Genomic DNA, 20,232 nt, shown 5'->3' with positions numbered 1-20,232 from the left:
GCCCGCAAGTTCTAGAAACTTGCCTTGAACTGCAGCCCATAGCTGCGTGGCTCGTTGATGATGCCGGTCAGGTTGTTGAAGTCGATCGCGGCCACGACTTGCTGCTCGTTGGTCATATTGCGCACATAGGCCGAGACTTCGTACTTGGAGTTGTTCCAGCCGTAGCCGACGCGCAGGCCACCCTCTAACAGCGACTTGGCACGGTACTCGGCCGCCTTGTACAGGAACATGTTGTACTCGTCCTTATAGGCCCAGTCGGTCAACACATAGACGTCGCCGCCGGCCAGCTCGGTGCTGTAACGCAGCGTCCAGTTGGCAATCCACTTCGGCGCGCGCGGCAGCGGGTTTCCGCCGATCAGCACGACGCCCTTGACATCGGGACTGACCTTGTTCTGCACTGTACAGCCGGTATTGGCCTCCAAGAATTGGAAGGTCGCATTGCCGCAAGGTGCGACGAAGAGCTTGTCGTCCTTGATCTCGGTGTCGGTGTAGCTCAGGCCCAGCGAGGTGCGCCAGTCGCGCGCAATGATGGCTTGGGCATCCAGCTCAAAGCCCTGGCCGGTCGCCTTCTTGGCGTTCACGAGGCGGTTTTGATTGACGCTGCCGCTGCCGGCCGTCAGTTGGAGATCATCGACCTTGTAGCTGAACACGGTGCCGCTGATACGCGCCGTCTTATTCAGCAGATCGGTCTTGAAGCCTGCTTCGAAGGACAGCGCCTTTTCGGAGTTAGCGACCGAGATCGAATCTCCGAACAATACCCGGCCCTGGATACTTGGGGCACGGTAGCCGGTGGCCACGCGGGTGAACAGCGAGGTGTCCTGGTTCACGGTGTAGTTGGCACTCAAGTCCCAGCTCCAGTCGGTCGCGCGCGGATTGGCCGTGAACGGGCCGGCATTCTTGCCACCGAACGGGGTCTGGGTGCGGGCGGCGTCAAAGTCCTTTTTATCGTCGGTATAACGCAGGCCACCGCGAATTTTCAGATCATTGCTGACGGCGTAGTTCAGGCTGCCGAAAGCGGCCCAGGAGGTCGAATCCTGGTGCTGGTAGGCATAGCCGTTTTGCGGGTCGCCGGCCGAGAAGGAGTCGAAGTTGAAGCTGTCAACCGTCATCTTCTCTTTGAAGAAATACAGGCCGCCGATCCACTGCAGCGCGTCGCTGGTATTGGACTGCAGGCGGAACTCTTGCGTGGCTTGCTTCAGCTCGGGCAAGCCGTCGGCCGTCTGGGCGTCAAAAGGAATGACAGAGGGCTGGCCGGGGAAACGCGGGCCGTCGGGGATACCGGCAAAGCGGCTGCCAAAACCACCGTCCACGTCGCCGCGGCTGTAAAACTTGGCGGTGTCATAGGCCGTGATCGAGTGCAGCGTCATGCCGCTCAAGTCCCAGCGCAAACGGGCGCTGACGCCCTTGGACCGCAGCGTTTGCTCGTTATAGCCGTCGGTCGGGTAATTCGAGGCGTCAAAGCCGTCGACGATGTCATTCGTGCCGCGCTTGATGATGTTGGCGCGGAATGTCGTGGCGCTGCCTTCGTAATCGCGGCCGCGCAGATTGAACAGCGCGTAAAAGCCACCGTTCTTGTAGGCCGCCTGCACACGCGCGGCCTTGTCGTTATAGCCTTCCAGGTCCGAAGTGGCGCCGGGCAGCGGGTTGTGCACACGGTCGCTGGCGCGCTGCATCAGCACGGCGGCGCGCACGGCCCAATCCTCACCCAAGGGCGTGTTGACCGCAGCTTCCAAATTGAAGGCATTGTTGTTGCCGAAACCGGTGTTGACATAACCCTCAAACCGTTTGCCTGGCTTGACCGAATCAAACTTCATCACGCCGGCCGGTGAGTTGCGGCCGAAGAGCGTGCCCTGCGGGCCGCGCAAGACCTCAACCTGCTCCACGTCAAAAACCGGGAAGCCTTTCAACATCGGGCTTTCCTGCACCACATCGTCATAGACCAGGCCGACAGGCTGCGAGGCATTCAAGTCAAAGTCGGTATTGCCCAGGCCGCGGATATAAAAACGCGGGAAGGTGCGGCCGAAATCCGATTCGATGTTCAGGCTGGGCACCCGGCCCGACAGCGCGCGGATGTCTTGGCCGCTGGCGTTGTAGGCATCGAGCTCTTCGCCCTTGATGGCCGAGATCGACATCGGCACGTCGCGGATGTTCTCGACCCGGCGGCTGCCGGTGACGATGACGGTGTTGAGCGTCGTTGTGTCCTTCTTGGCTTCGGTCGCGGGCGCGTCTGCGCTCTGCGCCAGAGCGCCATGCATGGGGAAAGCGGCGGCCAAGGCAAGGGCCATCAGGCTGGGTTTAAGAGCAAAGGTTTTCATGGGAATCCTGCGGGTGAGTTGATTCAAAGAGCGGGCTATCTCGGGCCTTTGCGGCCAAATCTTGGACGGGACGCTCCAACAATGATCCGAGCGGGGCGTAGGCCTGGTCTCGACACTGAATCGAGCTTCGGCAAACGTTTGCCTTCTGAGCAGTCGTGAATCTATCAAGTCATTCCGATGAAAGTCACCTCAAAAGGGTTTGCCCTAGGACTTTGTGGTCAAAACACAGCAGACCAATCGAGACCAGGCGCGGCGCAGCCGCCTGCGATACTGCGCCCATTGCCACCCAACCCTGCCTTTTTTCACCATGCGCTTCATCACAGCCAATCTGAACGGCATCCGTTCCGCCGCCACCAAGGGTTTTTTTGATTGGTTGCCCGAGCAAAAAGCCGACGCGCTGGGCGTGCAAGAAGTGAAGGCGCAAGACGAACATGTGACCGGCACTTTTTGCAGCTCCGGCGAGCTCAAAGGTCACTTCCACTACGCGCAGAAAAAAGGCTACTCGGGCGTGGGCCTCTACACCCGCGAGCTGCCCAGCGATGTCATCACCGGCATCGGTGTTGAGGAATTCGACTTCGAGGGTCGCTATATCGAGAAACGCTTCGACAAGCCCGGTCGCAAGCTCAGCCTGATCAGCTGCTACTTCCCCAGCGGCAGCAGCGGGCCCGAGCGGCAAGAAGCCAAATACCGCTTCCTGGCCGCGATGGCGCCGCATTTGGCAGCGCTGCAGGCGGAGCGCGAGTTCATTCTGGTGGCCGATGTCAACATCGCCCACAGGCCAGCCGACCTGAAGAACTGGAAGGGCAACCTGAAGAACTCCGGCTTCCTGCCCGAGGAGCGCGCCTGGCTCGATCAGCTCTTCGGCAGTGGCGATAAGCAAAGCCCGGGCAGCTTGGTCGATGTGTATCGTCAGCTGCACCCCGACACCACCGACGAGTGCTACACGTGGTGGAGCAACCGCGGCCAAGCCTATGCCAAGAACGTAGGCTGGCGGCTGGACTATCACTTCGCGACCCCAAAGCTCGCGGCTCTGGCCCGGAGTGCAAGCATCTACAAGGATCAGAAATTCAGCGACCATGCGCCGCTGACGGTGGACTACGACTTCAGTTTGTGAAGCAAGTCGGATTCTGAAGAGCGCGCCCCTATCAGGCTAGGGGCGCACCGATCCCGGCTCGCCGGGCTGGCCCACACTCACCCAAAATCAGGGCAGGGCAATGACTCAGTCAGACCTGCGACTTGAAATAGTTGAAGGAATGGACAAACGCGTCGCGCATCTTGTCCATGTCGGCCACCAAGGCATCCCAGCGGTCTTCGCCCGCGGCCTTCAGGTCCTCCAGCTTGGCGGCAGCCGCCTTGGATTGAGCGCGCAGACTGGCCACTTCTTCCCTGTACTTGGCGCGCGCTTCATCCTTGGCGTCTTTGGCCTTCGCATCGACCGCATCCATCTTCGCGTTCAGTGCGTCGAGCTGGTTCTTCATCTTCTGGACATAGGTGTCGCGTGTGTTCATGGCAGGGGCTCCTTTGGGTTTGATCGGGATCGGCAATTGCCTTGAAAGCAATTTAGCCCGACCCCAGACCCTGCTCTGTGCGATGGCGCACATTGCCACAGCGGCCTATCTGAAGGAGTTTGCCGCACGCAGACCTGACGCAGCGGATCAGCGCCGCATCACCTGGCGCGCAGCCGCCGCCAAGCAAAAAGCAAGCCCAGGCCAAGTGCCGCCAGCGCGGCGTTGGCCGGCTCAGGCACGGCAGCCGTCACACCCAGACCCAGGCTGCCGCCGAGCCACTGGCCTTCGGCGACGCCGTCAGCCGCGTCCTTGTAAGCTTCACTGAACTCGATCCGCAGCAGGCCATCGGCACCGGCAGCAATCCCATAGGGGCTCATGTCGAGTGCGCCGGCATAGCTGCCCTTACCGCTTGATTTGTCGCCCAGGGCCGGGCTCAGCGTGATCGCATCCAAGCCGCTGGAGCTGCCGAAACTGACCTGCATATCGCCCAGGCTGCTGGGCGCGAAAGCACTCAGCTGCAGCGTCCAATCGAGCGAACTCAGCAAGGCGTTGGCGCCAATGTCGACGAGCCAGACCGTGTTGCCGGCCTCGCCTTGCAAATTGATGCTCTGCGCGCCGCTGACGTCAATATTGAAGCTTGCGGCTTGCGTGCCGGCGCTGGCGAGCAGCGCGGCGGCGAGGGTGGCCGTCGCGGCCAAGTTGCGGAACTTGTAATGGTGGAATTTGTTCATGGTGTGTGTTTCTATTTCAATGCTGCGGAGCGAACGACGAAGACCACGGCGGTGCGGGCCGGCAGGCTGAAGGCACCGGTTGCGCGGTCAAAGCTGGCTTGGCGGGCACGCTGATCGGCCGCGTTAGCCGAGCTGTGCACCGGGTGCAACTCCAGCGCGCGGCCGGCCAACGCTGGCAGCGTCAACTGCTTGTCGGTCTTGTCGACGTTGATCAGATAGACCAGCTCCTCGAAGTTCGCGCCGGCATAGCCCACGCCGTTCAGGCGGCCGACCAAGACCGTCGCCTCCTGAGCCGAGCCGGTGTTCAAGAAGCTCAAGCGAGCCTTGATGTCCTCGGCCGTGCGCAGACGCAGCAGCGTCGTGCTCTTGCGGATGCGCAGCAGATCGCGGAAGGCATCCCGCGTCCAGGCGATATCGGCCCCGCTCGGCTTGATCAGCGCATTGCTCAGCAGCGGGCGCGCCAGGTTCCAGTTGTCGGCGTTGTCACGCGCAGGCGGCAGGCCGACGCCGAAGTTATTGTCGGCATAGCTCCAGTCCAGGCGGTTGAACCAGTCGCCGCTGTCGTAGCTGTTCTTGTCCAGCGACTTGCTGCGCAAGATGTCCACGCCGGCATGGAAATAGGCCACGCCCTGGCTGAAGCTGTTGATCGCCGCCGCCAGGATTTGCACGCGGGCACGGTCTTCATGGCTGGTGTTGCTGGGCAGCTTGAAGGCATTGTTATCGAACAGCGTCAGGTTGTCGTGGTTCTCCACATAATTGACCACTTCGCCGGGTTCCAGCACCCAACCGGCGGGGATGCCGCCAACATTGATCTGCTCCAGACGCAGCATGGCGTCCCAGCTCGTTTGCATCTGAAAGCTGCGGATAGAGCCCGCCAGCGAAGCCTTGATGCGGTCGGCCTGCCACATCAGCTCGCCACGGCTCTGGCCGGAGGCAGCGGGGTTGGCGTCATAGAAGAAGCCGTTCACATAGCCCTGGTTGGCGACCAGGCCCGCGCCCGAATCGCAGCAACCGCCGCCGCGCACCGCGTCGCGGATCAGCGGGTTGAAGCTGCCGATGCCGGAGCCGTTGAGCGACAGCATCTCGGCCTGCACAAAGCGCGCACCATTGGCCACTTCGCCAAAGTTCCAGCCTTCGCCGAGGATCTGCACCTCGCGACCCGTGGCGACCTTGACGCGCGCCTTCAGCGCCTCGATGACAGCGCGCGGATGGTGGCCCATGATGTCGAAGCGAAGCGAGCTGATGCGGTAGTCACGCGTCCAGGTGACGGCCGAGTCGGTCATCAGCTTGGCCATCATCAGATTCTCGGAGGCGGTGTTTTCGCAGCAGGTCGAGCGTTCGATGCCGCCGCTGGCATTGAGTCGGTAGTAATAGCCGGGCACGACCTTGTCGAGCACCGAGTTCGCGTTCTGGCCGGACGAGCTGGTGTGGTTGTAGACCATGTCCATGCCCACGCGCAGGCCGGCGGAGTTGAGCGCTTGCACCATGCGGCGGAACTCGACGACGCGGGCGACCGGGTCGCTGGCCGAGCTGGCGTAGCTGCCCTCGGGCGTGCTGAACTGCAAGGGGTCATAGCCCCAGTTGAAGCAGTCGCTGCCGGCCGTGGCCGCCACCGTCGCCTGCTGCGCATCGCTGTCCGGCGCTCCGGCTGGCATCGGCGTTAGGCAGCTCTTTTCATTGACGCTGGCAATGTCGAACACCGGCAGCAGATGCACATCGGTCAGGCCCGCAGCGGCCAAGGCACTGAGGTGGCGCATGCCATTGGAATTGGCTTCGGTGAAGGCGAGGTATTTGCCCCGCTTGGCCGCAGGCACGCTGCTGTCGTTGATCGAGAAGTCACGCACATGCAACTCGTAGATGCTGAGGTCCGAGGGTGCGGCCACGGTCGCAGGCGGCGCGCCGGCATCCCAGCCGACTGGCTTGGTGGTGGCGGCGTCCAAGTCCATCACGACGCTTTGCTGGCTGCCGAGCGTGAGGCCGAGCGAGTAGGGGTCGGTGACGAGGTTGCGCACCAAGCCAACACCGCGCACAAACACCTGCACCTGGTAGCGGTAGCTGGCGCCTTGCAAGCGGCCAGGCTTGGCCAGGCGCCACACGCCGGTGGCGGCGTCGCGGCTCATTGGCTCGGTGCTGGTGCGGCTCAGCAGCGCCGAGCCGTTGACGGGCGAGGTGAGCACCAAGGAGACCGCCTGCGCGGTCGGCGCCCAAAGCTTGAAGCTGGTGCTGCCGTTGGTGATCACAGCACCCAGGTCGGGCACCTGGCTGGCCGCCGCGTACAGCTCATCCAAGGCGCCTGCAACCTGCGCGGTGGTGGCGTTCTGCACGCGGCCTTCGGCATCTTCTTGCACCAGCACGAGCTGCTTTTGGTGCAGCTCAGGCAGGCGAGCCAAGTCGGCCGTGCGGACATTGAAGACCGCGCCGTTGGCTACATATTTGAAACGCAGCGCATCGGCAGCGGGCACGCTGCCGGTGAAGGCATCCAGCGTGATGAAGCCGTCGGCGCCCTGGACCGGCTTGTCGGCAGCCACCACAATCTGGCCACTTGCCGAGTGGTAGAGCCGCACGACGCCGGCGGCCGCCACGCGTGGCCATTTCACCAAACTCTTGTTCAGCCAGACGGCACGCGCATCGGTACTAGAGACCTGGCGCAGATCGGGCGGGGCGGTGTAAACCATGGCGTCACGCTCAAGCAGCCAGACATGGCCGATCTGGTTTTTGACGGTCAGCGCGGCGTATTCAACGCGGATATTGTTGTCGCGGCCGTCCTTGTCGTTCTCGTTGGGCGGCATGCCGTGGATGATGAATTCCAAGGCCTTGCGGTTCACATCACCCTGCGGGTTCAGCACCGGTATGTCGAACACCACTTCGCCGTCGCCGGCCGTGTAGCCGGGCATCGCGCTCAAGGCCACTGGCTGGTTCCAGATGTCGATGTTGACGCCGGCGGGCATGGCGGCCGGGTTCATCCCATTGCTGCCCCACAAATGCAAGCCCCAGGCGTTGTAGGCGCCATCAAAACGCTTGTAGTGCACGCGCACGGTCTTGATGTCGGGCACCGGCAGCAGCAACGGATTGCTGGCGTAGTTGCTGCTGTCGCCCTGCAGACGCCAGATCTCGTTGGCGCCGGCTTGCAGCACATAACTCTGATCGGCGCCACCGTTGTCCTTGTTGTCGCCGTTGTGCAGCAAGAAGCCGACCGTACCCGTGGCCGCAGCCAGTGGCACGTCGTAATAGACACCGAAGTCGTCGCTGCCCGCAGCATTCCAGCCTGCGCTCCAGTTCGGGCTTTGCGCGGCGCCCCAGCTGTGGAGCTGCCAGCCAGCATGGTTGCCGTCGGCGCGGCGGTAATGCACGCGCAGCGAAGTGGCGGGCGCGGCAGTCGTCGCCACGGCGGCGATCTTGGCCCGCGCAGTCGTCTGCCCCGTTTGCGGCAAACCGGCCAGCAATTCGACGCCGCTCTCTGGGACAGCGGCGACGCTGACGCTGCTCATCGGCTCCGACTGCGCCTCTTGCGCAGCACTGCCTCCGCCGCAGCCGGCCAACAGCCCACTGAGGCCGATCGCCATCGCTCCAATCACCCGCCGCGCCAGCCGCGCTCGACCACCTAGCCATGCATTCATGCCTGTGTCTCCAAAAGTTTGGCGGATGGTACTGAAGTAAAACTACATATGGAAGTTGGTGTAATCCCGGTGACGCGACAGCTAAATTCGTGAATTTATAAGCACTTCATGGGGTGAATTTGAATACAAGACGCTAGCAATGTAGTTTTACTTCTTATTGTTTTGTCATTTGAATCGCGAAACTTTCGGCTTGCCGAGCACAAGCAGGGCTTGCCGGACAAGCGCCCTGTGCAGTCGGGCAGCGTCAGTCCGGCCGGCCAGACCATGCGTCGGTCGACAAAAAACAGGCTATGACTGCGATTGGCAAAAGTCATCATCTGCTCGGGTCCTAAACCCTAAACTGCACAGGCACTTCAATGACAAACATCCTCAGGAGCCAGCCATGTCAGCACAATCCAAATGCCCTTTCGCCGGCCACGCCAGCCCCAACGCAATAGCCGCCGCGCCCTCCAATGCCGATTGGTGGCCGAATCAACTCAAGCTGAGCATCCTGCATCAGCATTCGCCACAGTCCGACCCGATGGGCGCGGACTTTGACTATGCCGCTGAATTCAAGCGTTTGGATCTGAATGCGGTTGTCAAAGACTTGCACGCCTTGATGACTGATTCGCAAGACTGGTGGCCGGCCGATTGGGGCCATTACGGCGGCCTGATGGTGCGCATGGCCTGGCATGCGGCCGGCACCTATCGCGTGACCGACGGCCGCGGCGGCGCGGGCACCGGCAACCAGCGTTTTGCGCCGCTGAACAGCTGGCCCGACAACGGCAACTTGGACAAGGCGCGCCGCCTGCTCTGGCCGATCAAGCAGAAATATGGCCGCCAGCTTTCTTGGGCCGACCTGATCGTCCTGGCCGGCAATATCGCGCTGGAATCAATGGGCTTCAAGACCTTCGGTTTTGCCGGCGGCCGCCCCGACATCTGGGCACCCGAGGAAGACGTTTACTGGGGTTCCGAAAGCACCTGGCTGGGTGACAAGCGCTACAGCGGCGATCGTGAGTTGGAGAACCCGCTGGCCGCCGTGCAGATGGGGCTGATCTATGTGAACCCGGAGGGGCCTAACGGCGTGCCTGATCCGGTCGCCTCCGGCCGCGATGTGCGCGAGACTTTCGCCCGCATGGCCATGGATGACGAAGAGACCGTCGCCTTGGTCGCCGGCGGCCACACCTTCGGCAAGGCCCATGGTGCGGGTGACCCCGCCTTGGTCGGCCCCGAGCCCGAGGCCGGCCCGCTGGAGCAGCAAGGCCTGGGCTGGATCAATAAATTGGGTTCGGGCAAGGGCGTGCACACCACCACCAGCGGCATCGAGGGCGCTTGGAAGCCCAATCCGACGACCTGGGATAACGGCTATTTCGACATGCTGTTCGGCTACGAGTGGGCGCTAGCTAAAAGCCCGGCCGGTGCCCATCAATGGGTCGCCCAGAACGTCAAGCCCGAGCACATGATTCCGGACGCGCATGACCCGGCCAAAAAGCACCCGCCGATGATGACCACGGCCGACCTGTCGCTGCGCATGGACCCGGCCTACGAGAAAATTTCTCGCCGCTTCCACCAAGATCCGACCGCCTTCGCCGACGCCTTTGCCCGCGCCTGGTTCAAGCTGACGCACCGCGATATGGGGCCACGCGCACGCTATCTCGGCGCTCTCGTGCCACAAGAAGTATTGATCTGGCAAGACCCGATTCCGGCTGTCGACCACGCCTTGGTCAACGCGCAAGACATCGCTGGTCTGAAGCTCAAGCTGCTCGGCAGCGGCTTGAGCATTGGCCAACTGGTCAACACCGCCTGGGCCTCGGCCTCGACCTTTCGTGGCAGCGACAAGCGCGGCGGCGCCAATGGTGCGCGCATCCGCCTGGCGCCGCAAAAGGATTGGGCCGTCAATCAGCCGGCCGAGTTGGCTGCGGTGCTGAGCAAGCTAGAAGCGATTCAGGCCGAGTTCAATGCGTCTCACAGGCCCCAAGGCAAGAAGATCTCACTTGCCGATCTGATCGTGCTGGGCGGCAATGCGGCCATTGAAGCGGCCGCCAAGCAGGCCGGCCAAGACGTGAGCGTGCCGTTTGCGCCCGGTCGCATGGATGCCACGCAGCAGGAGACCGATGCAGCCTCATTCGCCTATCTGGAGCCCGCCGCCGATGGTTTCCGCAACTATGCCCGCCCCGGTCTGGCCGGCGTGAGCGCCGAACTGCTGCTGGACAAGGCGCAGTTGCTGACGCTGACGGCGCCCGAGCTGACGGTGCTGATCGGCGGCTTGCGCGTGTTGAATGCAAACGTGGCGCAGACCCAGCACGGCGTCTTCACCGCGCGGCCCGAAACCCTGAGCAACGACTACTTTGTCAACTTGCTCGATATGCGCACGCAGTGGCAAAAGTCCGCCAGCGCCGATGGCGTGTTGGAAGGGCGAGATCGCAGCACGAACGAGTTGAAATGGACGGCCACCGTGGTTGACCTGGTGTTCGGCTCCAACTCGCAGCTGCGCGCGCTGGCCGAGGTTTACGGCTGCAGTGACTCGGGCCCGAAATTCGTGCAGGACTTCGTCGCGGCCTGGACCAAGGTGATGAATCTGGACCGTTTCGATCTGGCTTGATTCAGGACCCGCGGAGCAGGTCAGCGGCCACCTGCTCCGCCGCTTCCAGCGCGCCTTCCAAGAACCCGCCCGACTGCGGTGCGAACTCGGTGCCGGCCAGCCAGAGGCGCCCGCGCCATTCGGCCGGCACATTCGGCGCGCTGTAAACCGGATGTTGGCTGAGCGGCCTGTGGTCCAGCGCATCAGCCGTGAACGGCTCTTGCGCCCAATCCTGCACGGCCGACCACAAGGGCGTTTCGGCCTGCGGGCCGAACAGACGGGCGAGCTGGGCCAGGGATTGCTGGCGCAGCTCTGCCTCGCCCATGCCTTGCCGGTAAGACGGCGGCACACCCAGAAAGCCAAATAGCGCGGCCTGCTGGCCGGCGCCGTCAGAGGCGTCATGGATCTCCACCATAGGCCCGCGTTGGCTGCCGGCCGCGCCCGAGAGGCCGGCTTCGCGCCAAAAGGCCTGTTCATAGACCGCGACAAACTTGGCCTGGCCGGCCATCCAGGTCGGCGTAAGGCGCCAGCCCTGCGCTGTTGTCAGCGGCCAAGCGGGCTCGGCCGACAGCTCGGCCAGCAAGCGCGGCGGCAAGCTGCTGATGACGCGCGCGGCACGCTGCAGCCAGCGGCGCTCGCCCTGGCTCAAATGCAGATCGACGCCGCCTTCGGGCCGCAGCCGCAAGGCCTCGACCTGCGTCCCCGGCAGCCACTGCACCCGCGTCAACAAGCCTTGAATACCTTCCACCAATGCGGCCATGCCGCCGGCAATGCGCATCGAGCGCGGCTGCTGCTCCCAGCTGTGGCCCAGGCGCCGCACGGCCCCGTCCGGTCCTTCGAGCAAGCTGGCTCCTTCTGTGTGCTGCGGGTAACTTGTTAGCCCCAAGCGCTGCACCCAGGCACTCATCAGCGGGTTGATCTCGGGCCAGTACCAGGACGGACCCAGATCCAGCCGGTGTGCGGCGCCGTTAGACGCGGGCACACTGAGCACGCGCCCGCCCACGCGCTCCCGCGCCTCGACCAGCATCACCGCATGCCCCGCCACTTGCAGCCGCCATGCAGCGTGCAGGCCGCTCAGGCCGGCGCCGATGACGACGCTCAGGTGCTCGCTCACGCTCATGCCGCTATCGATACCAATAAGGTGTCCATCACTTGGCGCGGCCCCCGGCCCGACTGCAGGCCGCGACCCACCAGCATCGCGCCCTCCAGCGCGCCCAAGAGGGTCAGCGCCCATTCCGGCGCGGAGATAGCAACATTCACCGTCCCGGCCTGCTGGCCTTGGGCAATCACGCTCTCGAGCCAGGTCACATTGACCTCAAAAAACCGCCGCACCTCGGCATTGATCTCGGCCGGCAAGGAGTCGGACTCGGCACCCAACATGCCGCACACGCACAGGCGGCGGTTTTCGGCATAGGTCGTCTCGAACAACTGGGCATAGGCGCAAAGGCGCTCCGGCGCGCGCGCCTGCGTGCCTTCGATATGCAGCAAGGCCTGGCGAAAGCGGTGGGTGTAGCGCTGCGCTACCACCACGCCCAATTCGATCTTGGTTGGGAAATGGTGATGGATGCTGGGCTTGCGAATGCCGACCATTTGCGCCACGTCTTCATAGGAGAAGCCGTTGTAGCCGACGCGCTGTATCAACGCCTCGCCGGCATCCACAATGCGCTCGGCCGAGGCCGTCAGTTCGGAGAAATGTTTCATGGGATCTGGCGTTCTTGACCAAGCAATAGGTAGACGAATTCTAGGGAACTGAGCTTCAAGGCCTAGCGACGGAAGTCGGCGGCAGATGACCGGTCTTGAGCCAGTAGGTACAGCCTTGTGCGCTTGATAGGGGCTGGTGCTGATGGCCATCGGGCAGGCGCAACCAGTTGCCGGGTCCGTAGTGGCGCTGCTCATGCTGGAGCTCACCGCTGATGACAAAGATCTCTGCGCCGCCCTGGCTTCCTTGATGGCCGTCGCAAGGCAAGCTGGCCGCCTGGGCCATTTTCACCAAGCTGGTCTGCTCCAAGCCGAAGCCGCCGAGTGGCATCAGCTCGATACCGGCCGCCGGACCCGGCTCCCAGGCCGCAGCGCGGGTGTCTATCACCCGGCGCTGCTGGTCCTCGGCCTGCAATTGCCTGAGTTTGACGAAGATGGTGCAACCGCCGTCGGTAAACGGCGCATGGGACGAACCCCAGGGGTTGCGCACAGCGCAGCCCGCCGGATAACGGCCATATTCATCGGCAAACTCACCCTCCAGCACGAAGAACTCCTCGCCCCTATCGTGCGTGTGCCGATCAAACTTGGAGCCCGGCGCATAACGCACCAAAGAGGTGGCGACCGCCACCTCGTCGCCATCGCGGTGCAACAGTTTGCGCATCACCCCGGCTGCCGGCGAGGGCAGCCAAGGCAGCGTTTGCGTGTCGATCACGACGGCTTGTGTCAGGTCGCTGTGCAACTTCAGATGATTCATCCGGCCAGTATCCTTCCAAGCGATTGCCAAGAAGGCCTCAGGCCACATTGCGTCCGGCCATCACGCCGCCGTCCACATCCCAGACCGCCCCGGTCACCCAGCCGGCCTTGTCTGACAGCAAAAAGCCGATCGCCTCAGCTACCTCGCGCGGCGTGCCCACGCGGCCGATTGGGTGGAAGCTGTTGAAGCCTTGCAGCGCCGCATGCACCTCGGCCTTGGGAATGAAGCCCTCATAGATCGGCGTCTGCACCACCGCCGGCGACACCGCGTTGACGCGGATGCCATGCGAGGCCAGCTCCATAGCCAAATGCTGGGTGAGCGAATGCAGGCCGGCCTTGGCCATCGAATAGGCGCTCGACGGCGTCGCCTGGATCGCCTGCTTGCCCCACATCGAACCGATGTTGACGATGGCGCCCTTGCGGCCGGACGCCACCATGTTCTGCACGACTTTTTGCGTCAGAAAGAAGAAGGCGCGGTTCAGGTTCATGTACTGGTCGTAGTCGGCGTGGCTATGTTCCAGGAAGGGCTTGGGGAAGAACACGCCGGCGGCATTGACGAGCAGATCAATGTCCCGGTGCTCGGCATCCAGGGTTTGAAGCAGGCGATCCACACCAGCGGCTGTGCTCAGGTCGGCACTCAGCGACGTTACCTCGCCCAGCTCGGCGAGCATGCGGTGCGCTGCTTCGAGCTTGTCCGCCCGATGGCCAACAATGAGCACCCGGCCGCCCTGCTCCAGCACCAGGCGTGCGGTTTCCAAGCCGATGCCGCTGCTGCCGCCGACGACCAAGAGCTTTTTGCCAGTGAATGTTGTAGTCATTGCATCCTCCAGAAAATGTACCTACTACTTGGTAGGTAGTTGCTTCAAAAAAACAGCAAGCAAATTCCGCAGGAATTGCCTGCCAGCTATTTGGTCTTTGCTTGATGGCACTCGCTATGTTGCCAGCCATTAAAATACAAACCAACCAATAGGTCAGTATTTTAAGCAAAATTTCGCAGCACGCAAGCCTAGACGATAAAAAGCCAGGGGCGCGCACGCAAACCCGGCCCAGCTCGCCGCCATAGGAGCCTGTCGGACTTGGGGAGCGGCGGCTGCGAACCGACCGCAGCCGTCCATTCGGCACCGTCTTTTTGCCCCATAGCCGGGCTATGGGGCCGCAAATCCGGCACCAACTGTCCTGGCTGGGGCCGATTCTCGCTTTCGCCGCCCCAAGTCCGACAGGCTCCTAGCGGCCAAACTTTCTCGATCCCGCCACGCAAAGAATCACCGCCACCGTGACGCCCAGCATCAACGGGCTGACCTGCTCGTCCAGCAGCGTGGCTGCCAGCGCCAGCCCAAAGAAGGGCTGCAGCAGTTGCAGCTGGCCGACGGCGGCAATGCCGCCTTGCGCCAGGCCGCGATACCAGAACACAAAGCCGATCAACATGCTGAAGACCGAGACATAGGCCAGGCTGAGCCAGGCAGGAGTGGTGATGCCGGTGAAGTCGGGCGGCGCTTTGAACCAGCTCAACAGCGCCATCAGCGGCAGCGCCAGCACCAAGGCCCAAGAAATCACCTGCCAGCCGCCCAGCGTGCGCGACAGCTTGGCGCCTTCTGCGTAGCCAAGTCCGCACACGAGTATGGCCAGCAACATCAACAGGTCTCCCGCCGGAGAGGCCGTCAGCCCTTGCGACAAGGCAAAACCCACCACCAGCAAGCTGCCCAAGACCGAGAAAACCCAAAAAGCCGGGCGCGGACGCTCACCCCCGCGCCACACCCCAAAGCTGGCGGTAGCGAGCGGCAACAGGCCCAGGAAGACGATGGAATGCGCGGAAGTCACATATTGCAGCGCCAAGGCCGTCAGCAACGGAAAGCCCAGCACAACGCCGGCCGCGACGATGGCCAAAGGCCCCAGCTGATGCCTGGCCGGCCGCTTTTCCTTGAAGAGCAGCAGCAAGCACAGCGCCAGCAGGCCGGCGATGCTGGCGCGGGCTGCGGTCAGAAAGAAGGGCGAAAACTCCTGCACCGCCAGCCGGGTCGCCGGCAAGGAAGCGCTGAAGATCAGTACGCCGATAAAGCCGTTGAGCCAGCCGCTGCTGGAAGATTTTGTTGTTGGGGTTTGCGGCAGCGTCAATTGACTTCTCCATTCAGTGCCAGCGCCCAGGTCTGCGGTAGCGCTTGTAAGCCGCCAGTCTAGGCATCACAATCAGGACAATCAAATAATTGTCATAGATACATTGCCTATGGTTCAAGCCCGGTACAAGCAGGTGGTCGATCGCTTCGCCGCCGATATTCGCGCCGGCCGCATGCCGCCCGGCACGCGTTTGCCCACGCACCGGCGGCTCGCCGCCAGCGAAGGGTTGGCCTTGATGACCGCAAGCCGCGTGTATGCGGAGTTAGGGGCGATGGGTCTGGTCAGCGGGGAAACCGGCCGCGGAACTTTTGTGCGCGAAACCGCGCTGCCGCGCGGCCATGGTCTGATCGATCCACAGGCCTACCAGCACGCGGCGGCCACCGACATGGTGGACTTGAGCTTCAACTACCCGTCACTGCCCGGTCAGGCCGAATTGCTGCGGGCCTCCTTGCGCGAAATCGCCTCGGGCGGCGACCTGGAGGCTTTGCTGCGCTACCAACCGCATGGCGGGCGCCCGCATGAGCGCGCAGCGGTGGCGCGGCATCTTGCCGCCAGCGGCCTGAACGCGGCGGGCGAACAGGTGCTGCTGGTCGATGGGGCGCAGCATGGCCTGGCAATCACCGTGATGGCCTTGCTGCAAGCCGGCGATGTGGTCGCCGTTGATGCTTTGAGTTATCCCGGCTTCAAGCTGCTGGCCGACGCGCATCGCCTGGAGTTGGTGGCGCTGCCGGCGGCGGGTCAAGGCCCCGACCCGGATGCGCTGGACGCGCTGTGCAAGCGCCGCAAGGTCAAGGCGATCTACACCATGCCGACGCTGCACAACCCCTTGGGCTGGGTGATGAGCAGCAGCCGCCGGCAGGACTTGGTGGCGGTAGCGCGCCGGCACGGCCTGCTCATCATCGAAGACGCAGCCTATGCTTTCTTGATCGAAGACGCGCCCGCGCCCTTGGCGGCCTTGGCACCGGACATAACGGTCTACGTGTCCGGCTTCTCCAAGAGCGTGGCCACGGGGCTGCGGGTCGGGTATGTTGTCGCACCGCCCGCCTCGGTGGCCCAGCTCGAGCGCGCGATCAGGGCCACGACCTGGAACACGCCGGGCCTGATGACCGCCATCGCCTGCGGCTGGCTGGCCGACGGCACCGTCGCCCGCCTGGAGGCCGCCAAGCGCCAGGATGCGCGCGCGCGCCAGCAAGTCGCCGCCCGGCTCTTGGGCAAACTCAAGCGAGTCTGCCACCCAGCCTCCTACTTCCTGTGGCTGCCGCTGGGGGAAGACATACGCGCCGAGCAAGTCGCGATGGCCTTGCTGCGCGAAAGGATCTCGGTCTCCACCGCCGAGCCTTATGCCACCTCGGCGCAGGTCCCGCATGCGATCCGCCTGGCCTTGGGCTCGGTGGAGCTGCCTAGGCTGCACAGCGCGCTGGCCAAAGTGGCTGAGGTGATTGGGGAGATTGATCCGTATGGGGTGTAAGGGCTGAACTGCACGATTCCCGCTCGCGCCCGTATTTTCGGGCGGAATGTGCCTGCTCGGCTCAGGCCGATCAATCATCCTCCGTGAGTCCCCATTTGAGCCCAGGCTCACTGGGGTGTCGCCACCGTCAGCGTCACGTGCGGCTTCTGGCAGGACCTTTTCGAGCACCAGGGTTTCAAGTCCCGCAGCACGCAAGTATTTGTTGATGCGGTTGGCCTCTTGCGGCGCTCCCTTGAGAAGGCGAAGCTTCTCCAGGCCGTAGTCCTGCAGCCCTTGGGCCATTGTGGTGAGGGTAGGTCCGCGCTTCTGCGGCCTGCCGAGGTCGTCGAGCTTGTCAAGATGCTTTCGCATCGCACCTTCGGCTTCCTTAGCGGTACTGTAGCCTTTGAGGTTTACATCGACGCCTTTGGCTCGGGATCGGATCGACCAAGTTTTTCCACGCTTGTAAGGTTTATTCATGACACACATCCAGTAGTTGAACAAGATGCGTGTAGAAAACTCCGCCAAGACTTTTATCCGTTTTCTGCACCTATTGCGCCGAAAAACGGAAATTCACCAGCCAAGGATCGAACAAAGAAGCGTTGCGGCGAGCCAATCACGGTCCCAGACAGAGGTCGAGCCTAGAAGCTGCAACCCTTGCTGGTCCGCAGTCCTGCGCAATCAAGCGCAGTGAGCCGCAGCGCCTCTCCAACCTCAGCGCCACAAAAAGTGACACAAATCATCCCCGGAAAGCAAAAAAGCGACCTTTTGAGGGGCCGCTTTCTGTGTTCCGCTTCGCTAACTCGTTGATTAGCAAGGGATTTATTCTGGTGGCTGGGGCTCTATCGAAAGATGACTGACAACATCGATGAACAATAGCATCCAGCATTCATAAAAAAAAAACTACCCTCAAAGTTACCCTCAAATTGGGGTGAATACCCCTGTGAGTGCTCGGCCGCAATATTTTTGCAAAAAAACCCGAATCCACCCTCCAGAAAATGCCTAAGTAGCGTCCTCGCTTTGGATTTACGCTCTCGCTTCGCATTCGTTAAGTTCAACTGGGGCGACCAGCCCCCTTGAAAGCACTAACAATTCTGAAGCTTTGCGCTTAACTTGGGCGTAGTACGTCAAGCCTTTGCGATAAGTTGGCATACCTGAATACAGCCGTTCAATCTCTGGAACGTCGTCGTAGGTCAGCATCCATGGGCACTTCAACTTTCGGACGAGTTTGGCCAGCCGAGCATGGTCGTCTGGCTCGTAAAAACTCAGGTACAGGTCGCGCCCCTGTGCGAAATACGGTGGGTCAATATTCAACAAGGCACGTTTCGGAAGCCTGTGGTTCCAATCGCGCAGGCATTCCTCTGCGTCAAGTTGACTTAGTTGAATCACATCCCGATACGCATGAATTCGGCGTATTTTTTGAATCAACTCATCACGATTGAATCGACAATCCAGCTTGTAGTTGCCAGTTTGATCCTTCCCGCCTATGACCCCGCCCTTCAAAATTCCCGACCTATTTGTGCGGTTCAAAAATAAAGTGGCAAACGCCTTGTCTTGAATACTCGCGTGCTTATCAAGAAGGATTACACGCTGTCGCGTCCATTCCTCCATGGTGATTTCGACCTTAACTATGCGCTCGCAGAGTGGGTCAGGCTCGCGTACAACAGCTTGCCAGAAAGCTGAGATTGCCGGGTCAATATCGTTGAGCCAAACTTCCGTCATATCACCGTTCAGTAGAAGCCGCCATGCTATGCCGGCCCCTCCTGCGAATGGTTCAGCGTACACACCTCGCAAAACTCCATTTGCGCGAGCCAAGTCAAGGACAAATGGGGCTAGCTGGGTCTTACCGCCAGGGTAGCGGAGCGGGGAGTCGGTTATCGGCATGTCGAATCAATGTAACGCGGTCGCTTTAGGCCTAACGACATCAGAGAGATGTAGCTGGTATTCGTATCAGTGTGCGTCAAGCATGTACCTCAAAGCACTCTCCCAAGTATCAAAAACTGCAACGAGTTGCCGACGTACCGGCACCGTGCCCAAATGCACCGCAGTTCCAAGCGTGTGAAGACTATGAGCCACCGGACTGGGAGCGATCGCTTGATCCAGCACCTGCTGAACTTTCCGAGGCGCCTTTGCTTGTAAAGCGTCGGCTGCGCAGAGGCGGCAAAGTTCCAAGTCGGAAACGTACTTGCGTTGGGGATCTTGGCGGCGAAAATAGAGAATCAATACGCGCTCAATGAACGCACGCAATAAGTAATTCGCTGCATATTCATAACCTTCAATCTGCAACGCTAGCATCTCCGATCTAAGCCGCATCAGTGCGCTGTCAGTACTCTGTACGGTAAAACTCGGCAACATTAGCTTGTTTCGATTGGCTTGGTTTATCGAACTACGCGCCTTTGGGGCGGTTTTGGTCGCTAATGGAGAGGCAGCCGGGACTTTCGCTGGAGCGGGTTCAGGTAGACGGGTAGATGGCACCAAGCCCTGCGCGGCAAGGCCCTGCACGTAGTTATCACTGTCTGCAGCCTTTGAGCGCGAATTGACCAAGGGAACTTTGTCGTCGCTGCGTGGCAGGCTGTCCAAAACCAACTTGCGCAGCACGGAATCAACCTCGGCTTCGTCATGGGTGTAGACAAGCTGGTTTTCGCTATCAAGACCCTTAAGCCCAAGGATGGCGCGCCGGCTCGCATTGTTTAAGTAGCGAGATAGAGTCGTGAGACTCACCTGTCCATGCTGTTCAGGGCTTAGCAGCCCAAGAGCAAAGAGACGCTCAACAACTGCAAAGGCAAGCACGTCGGCTTTCGCAGTTGTGTTTGCCGATGAGCGAGCAGCAACACGGGCCTTAGCGGTGTTGTCCCATTCACGAGTGCCAACGCCCCCTTGCCCTCCTAGGTGACGGCGATCGATCCACGGCTGCGCCGCTTGACGATTGGGAAAAACATAAACTTGAAGCTCCCTTGGGATGTTTGCCGCGCGGGCCAACTTCTTAAAGACCTCGCGAAACTCCGGGGTTGGCGCGCGGTTCGGATCTGACAGCAGCAAAACCGAGCAAGTTCGCCGATTCCCTTCTACGGCGACAAAGTGCCCCGGTTGGCCCTCCAACGCGACAACCCCCAAAACTTCAAGCGGACTGAGGGCGCCTAGCTTGGCAATATCTGTAGCCAGTGCGACGAGCTGCGCGTCGCAAAGGGCTGCAATCATCTCAGCATCCCGCTCTAGCGATTTATGCCGGGGGTTCTCACCATCAAGATGCACAAAGTTTGACGAAACAAGTGCATACCCACTCCCTGCCACAACAGAGACGCTTTTCCCCTGCTTACTCGCCATTCTTGTACTCTCCCGTTATCTGCCGGCTGTTCCCGCAGTAGGGCTGCAATGGCCCCCAAATTTGTTCTGGATCGTACATGACCGCGAAGCCCTTTCATAACAAGGTATCGGGGAAGACGAAAAACAGCGCATCTCTGCACAAGTTGTGTAGTCTTCACCCAATTTTC

General features: G+C 61.6%; 14 protein-coding genes. 3 read left to right on the top strand and 11 right to left on the bottom strand.

The features are described 5' to 3' along the window. Positions 1-11: 11 nt before the first annotated feature. A complete protein-coding gene (locus LNV08_RS06635; RefSeq protein WP_263532879.1) occupies positions 12-2,315 on the bottom strand; it encodes a TonB-dependent receptor in 2,304 nt (767 codons plus the stop codon). A gap of 307 nt (positions 2,316-2,622) precedes the next feature. On the opposite strand from LNV08_RS06635, the gene LNV08_RS06630 reads away from it, so the two are divergent. Then, positions 2,623-3,429, top strand: coding sequence for an exodeoxyribonuclease III (locus LNV08_RS06630; RefSeq protein WP_263532878.1), 807 nt, complete (start codon positions 2,623-2,625; stop codon positions 3,427-3,429). Between the two features lie 109 nt (positions 3,430-3,538). Here the strand turns inward: LNV08_RS06630 and LNV08_RS06625 are convergent, their stop codons facing one another. From LNV08_RS06625 to LNV08_RS06615, 3 genes are all read right to left on the bottom strand, one after another. After that, on the bottom strand, positions 3,539-3,823 hold the full coding sequence (locus LNV08_RS06625) for a hypothetical protein (RefSeq protein WP_263532877.1): 285 nt from the start codon (positions 3,821-3,823) through the stop codon (positions 3,539-3,541). Positions 3,824-3,981: 158 nt separating this feature from the next. Next, entirely contained in the window at positions 3,982-4,554 is a 573-nt protein-coding gene (locus tag LNV08_RS06620; protein ID WP_263532876.1) for a PEP-CTERM sorting domain-containing protein, read from the bottom strand. An 11-nt stretch (positions 4,555-4,565) separates the two neighbouring features. Further along, a complete protein-coding gene (locus LNV08_RS06615; protein WP_263532875.1) occupies positions 4,566-8,171 on the bottom strand; it encodes an alpha-1,6-glucosidase domain-containing protein in 3,606 nt (1,201 codons plus the stop codon). 382 nt (positions 8,172-8,553) lie between these two features. Here LNV08_RS06615 and katG point away from each other — a divergent pair, with 382 nt between their 5' ends. Further along, positions 8,554-10,752 (top strand): catalase/peroxidase HPI, encoded by a 2,199-nt coding sequence (gene katG / locus LNV08_RS06610; RefSeq protein ID WP_263532874.1) that lies wholly within the window; start codon positions 8,554-8,556, stop codon positions 10,750-10,752. Between the two features lies 1 nt (position 10,753). On the opposite strand, the gene LNV08_RS06605 is transcribed toward katG, so the two are convergent. The 5 genes from LNV08_RS06605 to LNV08_RS06585 all read right to left on the bottom strand — a co-directional run bounded on the left by LNV08_RS06605 (position 10,754) and on the right by LNV08_RS06585 (position 15,294). Continuing rightward, positions 10,754-11,851 (bottom strand): flavin monoamine oxidase family protein, encoded by a 1,098-nt coding sequence (locus LNV08_RS06605; RefSeq protein ID WP_263532873.1) that lies wholly within the window; start codon positions 11,849-11,851, stop codon positions 10,754-10,756. After that, positions 11,848-12,432, bottom strand: coding sequence for a TetR/AcrR family transcriptional regulator (locus LNV08_RS06600; RefSeq protein WP_263532872.1), 585 nt, complete (start codon positions 12,430-12,432; stop codon positions 11,848-11,850). The genes LNV08_RS06605 and LNV08_RS06600 overlap by 4 nt, the downstream gene beginning before the upstream one ends. Before the next feature lie 55 nt (positions 12,433-12,487). Next, positions 12,488-13,183: a cupin domain-containing protein gene (locus tag LNV08_RS06595; protein WP_263532871.1), complete on the bottom strand. Its 696-nt coding sequence runs from the start codon at positions 13,181-13,183 to the stop codon at positions 12,488-12,490. A 37-nt stretch (positions 13,184-13,220) separates the two neighbouring features. Beyond that, entirely contained in the window at positions 13,221-14,000 is a 780-nt protein-coding gene (locus LNV08_RS06590; RefSeq protein ID WP_263532870.1) for an SDR family NAD(P)-dependent oxidoreductase, read from the bottom strand. Between the two features lie 406 nt (positions 14,001-14,406). Beyond that, a complete protein-coding gene (locus LNV08_RS06585; protein WP_263532869.1) occupies positions 14,407-15,294 on the bottom strand; it encodes a DMT family transporter in 888 nt (295 codons plus the stop codon). A 109-nt stretch (positions 15,295-15,403) separates the two neighbouring features. On the opposite strand from LNV08_RS06585, the gene LNV08_RS06580 reads away from it, so the two are divergent. After that, positions 15,404-16,762: a PLP-dependent aminotransferase family protein gene (locus LNV08_RS06580; RefSeq protein ID WP_263532868.1), complete on the top strand. Its 1,359-nt coding sequence runs from the start codon at positions 15,404-15,406 to the stop codon at positions 16,760-16,762. Positions 16,763-17,767: 1,005 nt separating this feature from the next. Here the strand turns inward: LNV08_RS06580 and LNV08_RS06575 are convergent. Continuing rightward, positions 17,768-18,625 (bottom strand): DNA adenine methylase, encoded by an 858-nt coding sequence (locus LNV08_RS06575; protein ID WP_263532867.1) that lies wholly within the window; start codon positions 18,623-18,625, stop codon positions 17,768-17,770. Positions 18,626-18,691: 66 nt separating this feature from the next. Further along, positions 18,692-20,065, bottom strand: coding sequence for a hypothetical protein (locus LNV08_RS06570; RefSeq protein ID WP_263532866.1), 1,374 nt, complete (start codon positions 20,063-20,065; stop codon positions 18,692-18,694). Between the last annotated feature and the right edge of the window lie 167 nt (positions 20,066-20,232).

Origin of the sequence: Paucibacter sp. TC2R-5 (assembly GCF_025717605.1) — a bacterium.
Lineage (GTDB): Bacteria > Pseudomonadota > Gammaproteobacteria > Burkholderiales > Burkholderiaceae_C > Paucibacter_A > Paucibacter_A albus.
Note: the sequence above shows the minus strand (reverse complement) of the source record. Positions and strands in the feature narration are given on the sequence as shown.

Bases quoted from the DNA above. Each gene is read 5' to 3' on its own strand.
- katG (WP_263532874.1), top strand. From the start codon at position 8,554: ATGTCAGCACAATCCAAATGCCCTTTCGCCGGCCACGCCAGCCCCAAC.
- LNV08_RS06575 (WP_263532867.1), bottom strand. From the start codon at position 18,625: ATGCCGATAACCGACTCCCCGCTCCGCTACCCTGGCGGTAAGACCCAG.
- LNV08_RS06600 (WP_263532872.1), bottom strand. From the start codon at position 12,432: ATGAAACATTTCTCCGAACTGACGGCCTCGGCCGAGCGCATTGTGGAT.
- LNV08_RS06570 (WP_263532866.1), bottom strand. From the start codon at position 20,065: ATGGCGAGTAAGCAGGGGAAAAGCGTCTCTGTTGTGGCAGGGAGTGGG.
- LNV08_RS06620 (WP_263532876.1), bottom strand. From the start codon at position 4,554: ATGAACAAATTCCACCATTACAAGTTCCGCAACTTGGCCGCGACGGCC.
- LNV08_RS06605 (WP_263532873.1), bottom strand. From the start codon at position 11,851: ATGAGCGTGAGCGAGCACCTGAGCGTCGTCATCGGCGCCGGCCTGAGC.
- LNV08_RS06595 (WP_263532871.1), bottom strand. From the start codon at position 13,183: ATGAATCATCTGAAGTTGCACAGCGACCTGACACAAGCCGTCGTGATC.
- LNV08_RS06580 (WP_263532868.1), top strand. From the start codon at position 15,404: ATGGTTCAAGCCCGGTACAAGCAGGTGGTCGATCGCTTCGCCGCCGAT.
- LNV08_RS06590 (WP_263532870.1), bottom strand. From the start codon at position 14,000: ATGACTACAACATTCACTGGCAAAAAGCTCTTGGTCGTCGGCGGCAGC.
- LNV08_RS06625 (WP_263532877.1), bottom strand. From the start codon at position 3,823: ATGAACACACGCGACACCTATGTCCAGAAGATGAAGAACCAGCTCGAC.
- LNV08_RS06615 (WP_263532875.1), bottom strand. From the start codon at position 8,171: ATGAATGCATGGCTAGGTGGTCGAGCGCGGCTGGCGCGGCGGGTGATT.
- LNV08_RS06630 (WP_263532878.1), top strand. From the start codon at position 2,623: ATGCGCTTCATCACAGCCAATCTGAACGGCATCCGTTCCGCCGCCACC.
- LNV08_RS06635 (WP_263532879.1), bottom strand. From the start codon at position 2,315: ATGAAAACCTTTGCTCTTAAACCCAGCCTGATGGCCCTTGCCTTGGCC.